Annotated in this window: 11 protein-coding genes; 3 read left to right on the top strand and 8 right to left on the bottom strand. The window is 49.5% G+C overall.

All coding sequences use genetic code 11. The features are described from left to right. Positions 1-27 precede the first annotated feature (27 nt). The 7 genes from BFC18_RS01755 to BFC18_RS01785 form a co-directional block, all read right to left on the bottom strand. Entirely contained in the window at positions 28-918 is an 891-nt protein-coding gene (locus BFC18_RS01755; RefSeq protein WP_070123461.1) for a DMT family transporter, read from the bottom strand. Positions 919-921: 3 nt separating this feature from the next. Continuing rightward, positions 922-1374 carry a methylated-DNA--[protein]-cysteine S-methyltransferase gene (locus tag BFC18_RS01760; RefSeq protein ID WP_070123462.1) on the bottom strand — a complete coding sequence of 151 codons (453 nt, stop codon included), beginning with the start codon at positions 1372-1374 and terminating at the stop codon, positions 922-924. Continuing rightward, positions 1367-2803 (bottom strand): Ada metal-binding domain-containing protein, encoded by a 1437-nt coding sequence (locus BFC18_RS01765; protein WP_070123463.1) that lies wholly within the window; start codon positions 2801-2803, stop codon positions 1367-1369. The genes BFC18_RS01760 and BFC18_RS01765 overlap by 8 nt, the downstream gene beginning before the upstream one ends. A gap of 127 nt (positions 2804-2930) precedes the next feature. Next, on the bottom strand, positions 2931-3347 hold the full coding sequence (locus BFC18_RS01770; protein WP_245680316.1) for a group I truncated hemoglobin: 417 nt from the start codon (positions 3345-3347) through the stop codon (positions 2931-2933). Next, positions 3341-4180: a DUF3034 family protein gene (locus BFC18_RS01775; protein WP_070123464.1), complete on the bottom strand. Its 840-nt coding sequence runs from the start codon at positions 4178-4180 to the stop codon at positions 3341-3343. Before BFC18_RS01775 ends, BFC18_RS01770 begins: the two co-directional genes overlap by 7 nt. Continuing rightward, complete coding sequence (locus BFC18_RS01780) at positions 4177-6501, bottom strand: putative bifunctional diguanylate cyclase/phosphodiesterase (protein ID WP_083272864.1); 2325 nt, start codon at positions 6499-6501, stop codon at positions 4177-4179. The genes BFC18_RS01775 and BFC18_RS01780 overlap by 4 nt, the downstream gene beginning before the upstream one ends. Further along, complete coding sequence (locus BFC18_RS01785; protein ID WP_083272865.1) at positions 6501-7130, bottom strand: methylamine utilization protein; 630 nt, start codon at positions 7128-7130, stop codon at positions 6501-6503. The genes BFC18_RS01780 and BFC18_RS01785 overlap by 1 nt, the downstream gene beginning before the upstream one ends. Before the next feature lie 250 nt (positions 7131-7380). On the opposite strand from BFC18_RS01785, the gene BFC18_RS01790 reads away from it, so the two are divergent. After that, the gene (locus BFC18_RS01790; RefSeq protein ID WP_070123505.1) at positions 7381-8505 is read left to right on the top strand and encodes a serine hydrolase domain-containing protein; all 1125 of its coding nucleotides are present in this window, start codon (positions 7381-7383) and stop codon (positions 8503-8505) included. A 97-nt stretch (positions 8506-8602) separates the two neighbouring features. Here the strand turns inward: BFC18_RS01790 and speA are convergent, their stop codons facing one another. Then, complete coding sequence (gene speA / locus BFC18_RS01795; protein ID WP_070123467.1) at positions 8603-10519, bottom strand: biosynthetic arginine decarboxylase; 1917 nt, start codon at positions 10517-10519, stop codon at positions 8603-8605. A gap of 382 nt (positions 10520-10901) precedes the next feature. Here speA and glpK point away from each other — a divergent pair, with 382 nt between their 5' ends. Both glpK and BFC18_RS01805 read left to right on the top strand, forming a co-directional pair. Beyond that, complete coding sequence (glpK, locus tag BFC18_RS01800; protein ID WP_070123468.1) at positions 10902-12416, top strand: glycerol kinase GlpK; 1515 nt, start codon at positions 10902-10904, stop codon at positions 12414-12416. Between the two features lie 113 nt (positions 12417-12529). Beyond that, positions 12530-14128: a M28 family metallopeptidase gene (locus BFC18_RS01805; RefSeq protein ID WP_083272867.1), complete on the top strand. Its 1599-nt coding sequence runs from the start codon at positions 12530-12532 to the stop codon at positions 14126-14128. Positions 14129-14237 lie beyond the last annotated feature (109 nt).

Below are 14237 nucleotides of genomic sequence, written 5' to 3' on the forward strand. Positions count from 1 at the left end.
GTTGGCCTTACAGAAACGGTTTATAGGTTAATTCTGCAACGCTGATTTTGGCTTTCGTAACCGCGCCAGTACTCCGGTAGTAAGCGCCACACCGGCAAGAATAAGCACGCCGCCAATCATGGTTTGTAGCGACAGGGTTTCGCTCAGAAAGAGTATTCCCCACACAATTCCGAATAATGGCACCAGATAGCCCACGGTAATTGCTTTTGCCGGGCCCACGCTGGCTATCAGTTGAAAATACAAAATATAGGCAATACCTGTTCCGCCGACGGCGAGTGCAATGGCGTTCAGCCAGGCAATACCTGATGGCATGGTTGCGGGTAACGTAGCTAGTGAAAACGGCAACAACGCGATGGAAGCAAATATCTGGCTGCCTGTGGCCACCACCAGTGGACGCACGCCCGCGAGCCATTTCTTCATCGCGCAAGCAGCAATGCCATAGCAGGTGGTAGCCAGGCAAGCGGTAAGAATTGGCACAATACTCACTTCTCCCTCGCCAACTTTGTGCGCACTAAGTACAACCACGCCCAAAAAACCTACGAATAAGCCGAATACAGACGAGGCTTTTAATTTGTCGCCCAACCACAAAAGTGCCACTAAAGCGCCGAACATGGGCGCAGTGGCGTTAAGAATGGCATTGATACCTGCTTCCAGATACAAGCTGCTGTAATTGAATAGAACGAAGGGCACGGCCGTATTAACAACGCCGATAAAAGCAATTTTCCACCAATGCAAACGGATGTCACGCCAACCGCCGAGGGCGAACATAAATGGCAGCATTACCAGCGTTGCCAGCACGGTTCTCACTTCCACCAGCGCAAACACACCGAACTCCGGTGCAGCCACCCGCATGAAAATAAACGAACCGCCCCAGATCGCGCCTAATATCAGTAACGACAGTACATCTTTTCCATTCATGTTTTACAGCGCTCCTTCAAGCTCTAATAATGTTGCTTTTCGATGCAACCCACCCGCATAACCGGTGAGCTTGCCATTGGCGCCAATCACGCGGTGGCAGGGTATCACAATCGCTATGGGATTTTTGCCATTTGCGAGCCCGACTGCGCGCACGCCCTTTGGGTTATCAATGGCTTCAGCAATATCGCGATAGCTACATGTCGCGCCATACGGAATGTCGCTCAATGCGTTCCATACACGTTGCTGAAATAGGGTACCGGCAGGCGCCAGTGGCAGGTCAAAGGTGGTGAGTTCACCAGCAAAGTAGGCTCTGAGTTGCTCACAGGCTTTTGTGGTGACAGCAGACGGTACACTGGCCGATGCTTCGCTTTCAACGAATCGAATTGCGGTAATACCTTGCTCACAGGCTTGCACCTCGACGATGCCGCACGGGCTTTGAATAAATTCGTTAAACATGGTTGGTTTCCACTTTCGGCTTGATGGCCAACTGCCAGAGCTGGAGGGTAAGGTAACTTCGCCAAGGTGCGGCCTGCTCGGGTGTAAGATTACGCGTAGCCATCATATTTCTCACTACTAAATCCCCTCCCAGGAAGCGATCCGGTTGGCTGTAGCCCCTTAACATCAGGTAGTCCACCGTCCAGGGGCCAATGCCTTTAAGTGCAAGCAGATCAGTCTCGGCATCAGCAGTCCCAAACTGCAGCGCATCAGTTTCTGCCCCATCAACGAAATATTGTGCTAGCGCTTTAAGCGCGAGCTTTCTACTTTGCGGCATTTTGAGAAACGTAAGTTCACTGTCTGCCACGGCCTGAGGTGTTGGAAAGGCACAACCGACGTCGGTTTGTACGCCCAACTCCTGAGCAAGCATAGTGACATGTTTAATGGCGGCTTTCACCGAGACTTGCTGCCCTAACACGGCGCGGCAACCCGCTTCAAAAGCAGACCAAACGCCAGGCAATCGTAAGCCCGGTAACTGCTCGGCTTCTTGCACGCCCGCGTCGGCAAGCGCATGAGCAATCAAAAAGGGGTCGGTATTTAAATCCAGTACCCGTGCCAGATTATTCAGCACCGAACGAACACCCTGCAAATAGTCTGTAGTTACAGTTACCCGAAATGCAGCACGTTCCGGCAGATGCTCGGCAATTAAGTGACCGGTGCCGAATTCATCATGATAAACCCGCGAATAGGCATTATCTGACAGGGTTTCTACACCGGGAATGGCTCTCACTGCCAGAAAATCGCGAACAAAAGCCCAGTTATAAGGTTTGCGGTAATGAATGAGTATACTGACTTCCGACATCGAATTATTTCTGGTTGCTGCCGTTTTACGCAGCTGAGAGGGGGTTAAAGACCAGGTGTTCCTCATTGCCGATTGCAGTCTTCTGGCCGATCCGAACCCCGCCGCATCAGCCACTTGCTCAACGGGCAAACTAGACTGCTGCAGAAGCTGCTTGGCAAACAGCAACTGATGATACTTCTGCCATTGAGAGGGTGAACACCCGGTATGCTGCTCAAGCAACTTATGCAAATAGCGGGTACTGATCCCCAAACGGCTGGCAATATCCGCCACAGACTTAGGCGGTATATCAGCGAGTAGTTGAGTGGCACGGGTAACAGTTGTAGCAACACCGTTCCAGGCAGGAGATTGCGGCGCACTGTCGGGGCGGCAGCGTAAACAAGGTCGAAAACCGTCATGCATGGCCTGTGCAGCCAAATGGTAATAATCGACATTCTCTTCTTTGGGTAATTTTGCCGGACAGATTGGCCTACAAAAGATACCGGTAGATTTCACTGCGACAAAAAATTGCCCGTCGAAGCGCTTATCCCGTGATAAGCGGGCTTGCCGAAAGCGTTCTAACAATTCTGCCTGATGTATAGCAACTGCCATAAAGTACACAATGCGTTGGTGAGTTAGCAGGCAGTGTAAAACAAATTTTTGCGGCGTAAGCGACGAATTCGGCACTGACAATAAAATTGTCCGTGCCGGCGTGCGATTGATTTTTATCGATTGAGATTTATCGATAGAGCATTTGCGAACGCATAGGCGCGAGTTTATTCAGAAGCCGGTTTTGTAAAGGATGCGGTACATTGGCTTTATCCATGGCATTAATAAGCAAATCAACGGTGAGGTTGAAGTCTTTTTCACTGATATTCATTCCACCATGAACCTGCTCCATGGTGTCACCGGTGTACTGACACCCTCCGCCACTCACCATGCAAATTTGCTCTTCAAATTTAGCGATAAAGCGGTCGATGTCGCTGCCTTCAAAGTAAGCGAGGATAACGGGTTCTTGCTCAACTTCGGTAACGAAATTATTCACAATTTCTGTCACCTTTGCCTCGCCGCCCATTTCACTGTAAAGGGTTTGAGGCTGGCTGGCACAACCGGCGAGTAAAACAACTGCAAGCACAGATGAAAGCAACTTCACCATAATTGGCCTCCTAGAGATAAGTAGATGCCGTTCTGATCCGGTGCACCGGCGATACTTCCTAATTCGGCCCATGCCAGCGTGACGTTAAATGATTTAGAAGGAATATAGGTGACAAATACATCCCACCAATCTTCCTCTCCTAACCCGAGGTTGTCAGGCTTTTGCCGGTATTCAGCCCCAACTGCTACATTGCGGTTAAGTAACACCCCTACCGAACCTTCAAGCATGACTTCGTAATCGTCGTCGCTGGTTTGCCCGAATCCCAATAATCCCATTTGGTTGGCATTGGTCATACGTGCAGTGAGATTCCATACCAGGTTGTATCCTGCTACCGCGCCCAGATGCACTTTGGTGGCAGAAACATAATAATCGGTACCCGAGGTATCGGCGCTGCCTAACGCGTTGGCAATGGCTTCATCCTGGAGGTCTTTAAACTGCACGCCGGCACTGATTTGCGGCATGGCGGAATACACAACATCCCCCCACAATCTCACTTTTGCGCCATAAATGTTCTGAGAAATGTCACCACCCAGTGTGGTGAGGTCGAAAGTTTGCCGGGCTACCGATACCTCAACACGGTCGTACAACGACACGCTGGCACCAGCCACTTGCAGGCGGTAATCATCTAAATTTACACGGGTAAGAAAAGCATTCACCGACACTTCGCTGTCGCTGTCGTAGCCAGATAACGTGGCCCAGGGCACAATACCGCCACCGCCGGCCCCTTCAAGCTGATTAAGGCCCGCCGTACCGATTAACTTACCGGAGCCTGCGCTCACGGGTAGCGCTGCAGTAAACGCTATCACCAATAAAACACGTTGAAACAGTGTCATTTTGTCTCCGTTTTTTGTAGCCCAAATGCGGTTGAGGCGAGCCATTCACTTAAAGCCTGCGCACTCAGTGGCCGGCTAATAAAGTATCCCTGAGCGATATCACAACCGCCTTCTTTTAAAATGTTCAGCGATAGCTCATCTTCCACACCTTCGGCCACTACACTCAGTTTGAACACCGAAGCCAAATTCAGCACAGTCCGCACGATTTGCTGATCACTTTCATCGGAAGCCAGCTTAAGCACAAAGCTCTTGTCGATCTTAATGGTTTGCACCGGCAACATTTTTAAATACGCTAACGATGAATACCCGGTACCGAAATCATCGATGGCAAAGTGAAAACCCATCGCCTGATATTGATTAAGATTGCTGATCGCCACCGCCGTGTCTTCAACCAAGTCACTTTCAGTGATTTCCAGCTCAACATCGGCGGGAGTCAGCCCTTTACGGGTTATTTTTTCAGCGAGGCTCTGCATCATTTCCGGGCGCTGAATATCCCGGGTAGACAAGTTAATCGCCATAGAAAAAACATAGCCTTGATTGCGAAAATCGGCAAGGTCATCAAGGGTACGATCGAGTACCCAGGCAGTTACTCGTTCAATTAAGCCCGCTTGTTCAGCAATGCCGATAAACTCATCAGGCGGCACGAATCCCAGGTTGGCACTGTTCCAGCGGATAAGCGCTTCAACACTACAAACGTTATTGGTCTGCAGGTTTATTTTGGGTTGATACACCATAGACAATTCACTTTGATTGTCTGTCAGTACCTTTTTCAACTCTGTGATGATTGTTAATCTGCGCAGGTACTTGGTTTCCATTTCTTCTCTGAACGCAATCAACCAGTGATCGTGCTGCTTACTTTCGTCGGAAAGAATATTGATTTTTCTGAACACTTCTTCTGTGGTGTCGCCGTCAGACGGACAGTTCAGATGCGCAAAAAACACCCTCATAGGAATGATGAGGTCGTTGAATTCGATAGGTAATTCTAATTGCCGACGGAATGCGTCTATATCGCTTTCCTTGAGCGGAGAATCGGGGACAAAGAGGAAATCGCCCCCCGCCAAACGCGCGGCCATGCCCGGCCATGACAAGGTACGTTGAGCCATGGTTTTTATGCAATAGTCGCCCGTTGTATAACCGTACAAATCGTTGATTGTACGGATCCCCATAATATTGATGCCGAGAATTTGCAGCGTTTCGCCCGAATCGAGCCGATCGTTTAGCTTTTCCTCAACATAGTGCCGGTTGTACAACCCCGACAACATATCATGTTGCGCCTGAAACAGGATGTGGTCTTCCCGTGAACGAATACGGGCCTGCATGGTGTTAAAGGCACGCGCCAGTTCGCCAATCTCAGTGACTCTGTCATCCGGCTCGACAGGTTGCTGGTAATGTCCATCGGCAATTTCGTTGACTACCGACACGAGCTGCTTAACCGGCCTGCTCACCCGTTTCGCCAACACCATTGAAATGGCTAACGACAAAACGATGATACCCAGTGCAATGACAATCACCACCGTCTGCAAATCCAGAACACTGAGATACTGCTCGCTGACATCTAATGCAATTCTGATTTTAATCGGTATATGGTCGATACCCGGTAATTGCAGCTCTCTCACTTCATACAGGCTTTCGTTCTGAGCCATGATCCGAAGCCAACTAATTTCCTGCTCACTGCGTTTCAGCAGTTCTTCCGCCACATCGTGAGGCAGACTACTGTTGAGCACCTGGTTGTCTGCAGATGTAATGATGACCTCGGCCTGAACAACCTCGCCTAACAGAGTGAGAAAACTGTCGTCCAGCGCAAAAGCCGCACCAAGGTAACCAATCACTCTCGGAGCCGAAACAGGCGCAACAACCGCATGATAAAGCGTGTTGTTCATGAACACGTAATCGCGGGTTATTTCATCAGGGCGAATACCACGATAGCCTTCCGCAAAAGACTGCTCATCTTCGCCCAGCACGTCATCGGGAAATGCCGTAATGGTTTCGCCTTGCAGATTCAGCATGATGAGGAGGTCAAAATCCTGCCTGGCATTCATGGTTTGCAGGGCACTGTTGATGGTTGGCGCATCATAGCTGGCGAATGCCGCTTTAAATTCGTAAGCCGAAGACAATACTTTTGTCGACGCGTAAAGCCCTTGCGTGCGCTCCTCAACGATGTGCTGTAATACGTTAGTGTCGATGGCCAGTTCGTGTTCAAGGTTTTGCTGCACAAGATCGTCGGTGGCATTCCACACAGACAGCAGGATCAAACCAGCAGTAATAATGGTACTGCCAAGGAGTATACGAAACAGGCTATGCCGCAGCGACAACGACTTCATTATTCGCTTCCGAATTTCTTACTACCAAAAGTGCGCGACTTCTTCTCGTGCTCCACAGGGATGGCGGCATTGAGTGTTAAGGTGAGCGTTTCAGACGTCTTGCTGGTATCGAGCGCGACGGTTTCGCGTTTACTTTGCACGATGTCCAACTCAGGGTGCCACAACGTAACAGATTCCGCATCGCCCGGAATATCTACCGTGCCATTCTCGCTGGTAATAAACGCACGAGCATTTTCAAACACGTAAATATACCCAATCATCTGGTCGTGAATATTACAGCCCAGTGCAACGATACCGGATTTGTCGAATTCCACAGGCGCAACGGTGGAGCCACTGTATAACTTTATTTCAAAGGGTTTGGTGGGAGAAAAGCTATAAACATGATGACGAATGTTATCGCTGTTTGGGAAACTGACAGAGGTACCAACAGGAACAGTGAGTACTTTCGGGTCGAAGCGGCGTTCAACCTGATCCATGATTGCGGGTTCAGGGGCTGGCGTGGTCGATGCCGCCACGCTCACCACCACATATTGCAATGGTTTTCCGGATTGATCATTAATGGTCAGGCTTTTCCCATGAGCGCCTAGCCCAAAGCTTAAAAGCACTACCGCGAATAAAAAATTGCACATTCCGAACTGCATAAGATCAACATTGGTCTTTTTACGAGAAGTATATCTATAACATAATCTACCTCGTCGACCTGCGCAAACTACATCAGGCCTTTTAGTCAAAGTTGATATAATCGTTGTCGATACGCATAATACAGCGCACATAATAATGCAGATCCAAGGAAAGGAACTGCGATATAAAACGGCGGAGTTTTACTTGTTTACAAGCCTGTTGAAAGCAACAACCAATGCATGCCTGGCGCTATGTTTAATGCTGGCCTGCATAACAAAAAGTCTGGCGGCAGAAGCGTGGCTGGAAGATTATGCCCGCTACGTGAAGCGGGAAGCAATTAAGTACAACGTACCTGGTTATGCGTTTGTGTATTATCAGCAGGGTGAAACACCGAAAGTGTACGTGTTCGGGCGCACTCACAAGGGTGGCGAGTACATTGATGGCGACACCGTCTTCCGTCTTGCCTCGGTGTCGAAATCGTTTACCTCGCTGCTTATGGCCAAGCTGGTTCAACAGGAAAAAATGCGCTGGGACATGCCCATTAGCGAGCTAATACCGGAAATCCCCTTTACCGGTAAAGGCATGGACAAGCTGCAACTGAAACATATTGTTAGCCAGTCCAGTGGCTTCATGCCGAATGCTTACGACAACCTTATTGAAGCCGACTATTCGTTAGAAAGGGTACTCCAGCAACTCGCGGTACTGGAACCACTGTGCGCCCCAGGCGACTGCTACACCTATCAAAATGCCATGTTTGGCGCCATTGCCTATTACCTTGGTCTGCAGAATACTTCTTACCATCGACAGCTGGATGAACAGGTTTTCACACCACTGGGAATGACAACCGCCAGTGCCGGTAAAGCGGCGCTGATGGCATCTGACAGCTGGGCTCGCCCGCATATAGCCATTGCCAGAGACAAATGGCGTGAAGGCATGGTGGAGAGTAATTACTACCGGTTCTCCCCAGCGGCAGGGGTAAATGCCAGTATTAAGGACATGACTATTTACCTGCAGGCCATGTTGGGCGAATTCCCTACCGTCGTGCCACCGGAATTAATTGAAGACATCACCACACCGGTGGTGAAAACCTCCCGCGAGGTCTATCGTCGCGGCTGGCGTCAGCACCTGAATAGCGCATATTACGGTAAGGGTTGGCGTATTTACGACTTCGACGGCAAAACACTGAACTATCACAGTGGCTGGGTGAAGGGCTACCGGGCAGATGTGGCATTTTCCCCTGATTATAAAGCGGGCTACGTGATGCTAATGAACGCCGAGTCCAACATGATCAACTCCACCACCGCCGAATTCTGGGAGCGTTATTTCAAGCAAGCTGATGAGAAACGTGCGGCGGAAGCGAAAACGGCGACGGTGGCCCCGTAAAACTATAAATTTTTACCGAACATTAGATACTAAAAAGGCAGTCATGTTTCCACGACTGCCTTTTTCATAAGCGCTTAAAGGATGCTGCTAAACACCGTTAAGAGCGGGTTTTCATGTAGGTGTAGCCACTTAAACAGTTCTCATAAAAGTCAGTCCATTTCACCGCTTCGCGAGGGTTTAAATTGCCACTTGAGATCTGACGATCAATCATGCGTTTTACATCTGACGCCATGGCGCGAGGGTTGTATTGCATGATTTCAAGTACGTCCTGCACTGATGACCCTTTCACCACTTCCTCAATGTAGAAGTCTTGTGGATCGTCGTCGTAGCTGTAAATGTGCACTTCGTTCAAACGACCAAACAGGTTATGCATATCACCCATTACGTCCTGATACGCGCCGGTAAGGAACAAGCCAACGTAGTACGGTTCGTCTTTCTTCAGCTTGTGCATTGGCAGGATATCAGTGATTTCACGGCCTACCGTGAACTGATCGATTTTACCGTCGCTGTCGCAGGTAATGTCTACCAGGGAACAATTTACATCAGGCTTTTCGTTCATGCGGGTAACCGGCACAACCGGCAGCAACTGATCGATGGCCCAGGTATCTGCAGCAGACTGGAAAACGGAGAAGTTAGCCAGATACTGCGAAGACAAGCTGTAGTCCAGGCCCTGAATTTCTTCTGGCACATAATCGGCTGTGGAGTAGTAATCACGCAGACGAATCATGATACGCCAGTACAGGGTTTCAATTTTACCCAGTTCATCCAGAGACAGAACACGCAGTTTAAATGCGTCCATGGCTTGCTCTTTCCACTGCGACGCGTCGTTAAACACTTCCTGCATGTTGGTTTGCGTGTCGAAGGTTTCGCACAACTCACGGATATTGCGCACAAATACATGCTCGCCATCCACCGGCGTGGTATCAACTTCGGCCATATCAGAGCGAATTTCACCCACAATTTCAGTGATCACGCAGCTGTGATGCGCAGTAATCGCCCGGCCGCTTTCACTCACCAGATTTGGATGCGGCACGCCTTCCTGATCGCATACTTCTTTCATGCCGTAAACCACGTCAGCCACGTATTCCTGCATGTTGTAGTTACGTGACGATTCGTTGGTAGAGGCACTGCCGTCGTAATCGATACCCAAACCACCACCAACGTCTACATAGTCCAGCGGGAAGCCAAGCTTATGCAGTTCGGCATAAATGCGCGCGCCTTCGGTCATGGCTTCTTTCACTGAGCGAATATCAGTAAGCTGACTACCAATATGAAAATGCAGCAGTTTGAAGCAGTGTTCCATGCCTTCTTCGCGCAGATAGCGTGCGGCTTTAAGAATTTCTGCTATGGTCAGACCAAATTTAGCCCGCTCGCCACCAGAACTTTCCCATTTACCCCGGCCTTTTACGGTCATTTTCGAGCGCATGCCGATGATTGGCTCAATACCCAATTCTTTTGCTGTTTTAACCAGCAGAGTCAGTTCAGAATACTTTTCGATAACCACCACAATACGGCGGCCCAGTTTACGACCCAGCAGTGCCAGCTTCATAAACTCTTCGTCTTTATAACCGTTCAGAACGGTTAACGACTCTTCGTTAGTATTCAGTGCCAGTACGGTGATCAACTCGGCTTTCGAGCCTGCTTCCAAACCGTAATTAAACGGTTCGCCAGCATCAACGATTTCTTCAACCACTTCACGCATCTGGTTTACCTTCACCGGATATACGCCGTGATACTGGCCGTTATATTCAGCTTCAGCGATGGTGTCGCGGAAAATGGTATTCAGGTTTGCCACCTGCGAACGCAGTACGTCGTGAAATCGCACAACAACAGGGAACTGAACGCCCTCGTCACGAATTTCATCAAGTACTGCTTTAAAATCGATTCGAATACTTGGATCGGCGGGAACCGGTGTAACGTGTACGTTACCGTTTTCGCCAATGGTAAAATAGCCGCCGCCCCAACGTGAGACGCCGTACAATTTTTCCGCTTCTTCGATGCTCCACTCAGCCAATTCTATTCACCTTACAAAAGTAAACGCCCTGTCGGGATTGCAGACAAGGCGAGTTGTGGATGTTACGTCATTTAATGGGCGCCATTATAATGCTCTGAAATGTCAGTGCTATGAAAATCGTCGCTTTTCGCATTAATTTTATGGCACAAAAACGCATTTATATTCATAACAGGCACTGTACCTTCGAGTCTGCAATCATGCAGAAAATACCACGCGCAGAATTGTTACCATACTCCGATAAACGGCAATCGCAAATGTCACCCCTTTTATACCAATTGCTTTCCCTGATACCGGTAAAAACTCTTTTCCGATCTCATTCGTAAGCTATTGTTATAAAACGCTCGAAAACAATAATGAGAATTTCAAAAATAAGGATGCCGCCATGAGTGCAGTCCACAAAGCCGTCATTACTATCGATCAGGGCACCACTTCAACCCGCGCTATTGTGTTTGATAGCGTATTTGCGCCGGTGTTTACCGCGCAGGAAGAATATCCTCAGCATTATCCACGACCCGGCTGGGTTGAGCACGATCCTGAAGATATCTGGCAAACTACCGTGAGCACGCTGAAGCAGGCCATGGCTTACTGCCGTGAAAATGCCATTGAAATAGCAGGCATTGGGTTGGTCAATCAACGGGAAACCACACTGGTGTGGGATCGTGAAACCGGTAAAACGCTCTATCCTGCTATCGTGTGGCAAGACAGACGCACCGCCCACCAATGTCATAAGTTAAAGCATAAAGAAGAATGGTTGCATCAGCGTACCGGGTTACGCTGTGACCCTTATTTTTCTGCCACCAAAATTTGCTGGATATTAGACAACGTACCGCACGCCCGGGAACGTGCCGAAGCCGGAGAACTGGCTTTTGGTACTATCGACAGCTTCTTAATTTGGCGTTTAACCGGTGGTAAACAGCACCTGACTGATACCACCAATGCCAGTCGTACCAACCTGTTCAACATCAATGATATGAACTGGGATAACGACCTTCTCGCATTGTTTGATGTGCCAGCGTCACTGCTTCCTGAGGTTAAAAACTGCGCTGACGATTTTGGCAAGCTCGATACAACCGAATTTGGTGAATCCATTCCTATTTGCGGCGTTGCCGGCGATCAGCAAGCAGCTTTGATTGGTCAGGGTTGTTATAAAATGGGTGAAGCGAAAACCACCTTCGGTACAGGCTGTTTCGCGCTGGTGAATTCAGGCTCAGAACCCGCATTCTCAGAACAGAACTTGCTGACAACGGTGGCTTATACCTTAAACGGTAAAACATGCTACGCCATGGAAGGATCTATTTTCGTTGCCGGCGCCGCTATTCAGTGGTTACGAGACAGCCTGGGCATTCTGCCTTGCGCTGCCGACTCAGAAAAGCTCGCCCGTCAGGTAGAGGAAGATCATCAGGTAGTGGTGGTGCCAGCCTTTACCGGACTCGGAGCCCCTTACTGGGAACCGTTGGCGCGGGGGGCCATTTTTGGGCTGACACGCGGTTCTACCGCCGCCCATGTGGTAAGGGCTACGCTTGAATCGGTGAGCTACCAGACTCAGGATTTGCTAAACGCCATGCGGTGCGATGGTATCGATACCACCACCATGAATGTGGATGGCGGCATGGTACAGAATAGTTGGTTCTGCCAGTTTCTTGCTAACACCCTAGACATTACCGTGAATCGACCCAAAGTGATGGAAACCACCGCGCTTGGTGCAGCTTATCTGGCAGGTTTACACGCGGGATTAAAAGACAACATTGAAGATTTTGCGGCGTTAAACCCCCAGGATTCCACCTTCGAGCCCGAAGTAGACGATATATTAAAGAAAAAACGCCAACACCGTTGGCAAGCGGCAGTAAAAGCCACCCTGATCATGGCTGAAGCAGAAGCGAACCTGGAATGTGATTGATCGAAGCGCGCTCCATTTTATCCTGACCAGAGCACAGTTAACCCGAGAGGTCTTGAGAACCCGATATGATTTAAGTAGGCTTCGGGTTTTGAATAATAACGACTTTCTGGCTCATGTTTAAACCCTTACTTTTTGGTAGCGCATTGTTTACTGCCACCAGCGCCTTTTGCGCGACGTCCGTTTCATCAATTGGCGAAGCGCTCGATTTGCAACAATATCGCGACGATGTGAAAACCCTTGCCAGCGACGAATTTGAAGGCCGCTCGCCGTTGTCCGAAGGCGAAGAAAAGACCATTGAATACCTGGTAAAACAGTTTAAAGATATCGGCTTAGCGCCAGCATTCGGCGATAGCTACATCCAGCCTGTCCCTCTAGCTAAAATCACCGCAGACCAGAATATGTCGTTAAAATTCGGTGATGTAACATTGACCAACGCCAGCGAGTTTACTGCACGTACGCAGCGCATCAGCGACAACATTACCGTTGATGATGATGTCGTGTTTGTCGGTTACGGCGTTACTGCACCTGAATATAACTGGCACGACTACGAAGGTGTGGATGTAAAAGGCAAAACGGTGATCATGCTGGTGAACGATCCGGGCTTTGTCTCTCAGGACCCTGACTTTTTCGGCGGCAACGCCATGACCTACTACGGCCGCTGGACCTATAAATATGAAGAAGCGGCCCGCCAGGGCGCTAACGCGGTGTTTATCGTTCACGAGAGCATGCCTGCAGGCTACGGCTGGGGCGTGATTCAAAACTCCAATACCAACACCAAATACTCGCTTATCGACGACAACGAGAACCAGTCACAAATCGGTGTGATGGGATGGATGACGTTACGGGCTGCAGAAAAAGTCTTTAAAGCGGCGGGGATGGACTACCGTGAAATGAAAGCGAAGGCATCTAAGCCTGGCTTTAAAGCGGTCGACATGAAATTGCATGCCTCACTGAAGATGCGTAATACCATTGAGAAAAAGCAGTCGCGCAACGTAGCCGGTATTATTCCTGGTGTAACATCGCCGGATGAGTGGGTCGCGCTGCATGCCCATTGGGACCACATCGGCAAAGCCATTGAGAATGGCAAAGAAGTCGTGATGAACGGCGCTGTGGATAACGCCTCCGGCGTGGCTGGCGTACTTGGTCTTGCCCGGGTGATGAAAACGCTGAGTGAGAAAAAGCCGTTCGACCGCACCCTGATGTTCGGCGCATTTACCGCCGAGGAAACCGGCTTGATTGGTGCAGAGCATTTCGCACAAAATCCGCCAGTGCCAGCGTCAGACATTGTGGCGTTTTTAAACATCGACGGTATGAACGTGAATCAGTCTGTGGATTACATTTTGCAGTACGGCAATGGCTTGTCGGAACTGGAAGACTATGTCGCGAAAGCTGCCAAAGCCCAGGGCCGTTATGTTAAACCCGACCCTCGCCCGCAAAACGGCCTGTTCTTCCGCTCTGATCACTTCGCGGCGGCGAAACAGGGTATCCCTTCTTATCTGTTTATGAGCTTAGGTGACACTGACCCTACTTTTATTGCACAGCGCTATCACAAAGCTGCCGACGATTATTTGCCAAGTTGGGACTTAGGTGGCGTGAAGCAGGATTTGGATTTGATGGGTCAAATCATGGCAGAGTTGGCCAATAACGGTGACTGGCCAAAGTGGACTGCAGATTCTGACTTTAAAGCAGCCAGAAAAGCCTCTGGCCGCTGATAATAAAGACTGACAAAACACACAAAGCCCGGCCGGTTGTTAATCTGCCGGGCTTTTTTTTATTCTTTTAACTCGAAAACCGATTCAAGAGGTACATTGAAGTGACGGG

Origin of the sequence: Alteromonas confluentis (assembly GCF_001757105.1) — a bacterium.
GTDB classification, from domain to species: domain Bacteria; phylum Pseudomonadota; class Gammaproteobacteria; order Enterobacterales; family Alteromonadaceae; genus Alteromonas; species Alteromonas confluentis.

What these genes read in the sequence shown, in the direction of transcription:
- BFC18_RS01770 (WP_245680316.1), bottom strand. Translation starts at nt 3,347, where the DNA reads ATGGTGAAGTTGCTTTCATCTGTGCTTGCAGTTGTTTTACTCGCCGGT.
- BFC18_RS01760 (WP_070123462.1), bottom strand. Translation starts at nt 1,374, where the DNA reads ATGTTTAACGAATTTATTCAAAGCCCGTGCGGCATCGTCGAGGTGCAA.
- BFC18_RS01790 (WP_070123505.1), top strand. Translation starts at nt 7,381, where the DNA reads ATGCTGGCCTGCATAACAAAAAGTCTGGCGGCAGAAGCGTGGCTGGAA.
- glpK (WP_070123468.1), top strand. Translation starts at nt 10,902, where the DNA reads ATGAGTGCAGTCCACAAAGCCGTCATTACTATCGATCAGGGCACCACT.
- BFC18_RS01775 (WP_070123464.1), bottom strand. Translation starts at nt 4,180, where the DNA reads ATGACACTGTTTCAACGTGTTTTATTGGTGATAGCGTTTACTGCAGCG.
- BFC18_RS01755 (WP_070123461.1), bottom strand. Translation starts at nt 918, where the DNA reads ATGAATGGAAAAGATGTACTGTCGTTACTGATATTAGGCGCGATCTGG.
- BFC18_RS01780 (WP_083272864.1), bottom strand. Translation starts at nt 6,501, where the DNA reads ATGAAGTCGTTGTCGCTGCGGCATAGCCTGTTTCGTATACTCCTTGGC.
- BFC18_RS01805 (WP_083272867.1), top strand. Translation starts at nt 12,530, where the DNA reads ATGTTTAAACCCTTACTTTTTGGTAGCGCATTGTTTACTGCCACCAGC.
- BFC18_RS01785 (WP_083272865.1), bottom strand. Translation starts at nt 7,130, where the DNA reads ATGTGCAATTTTTTATTCGCGGTAGTGCTTTTAAGCTTTGGGCTAGGC.
- BFC18_RS01765 (WP_070123463.1), bottom strand. Translation starts at nt 2,803, where the DNA reads ATGGCAGTTGCTATACATCAGGCAGAATTGTTAGAACGCTTTCGGCAA.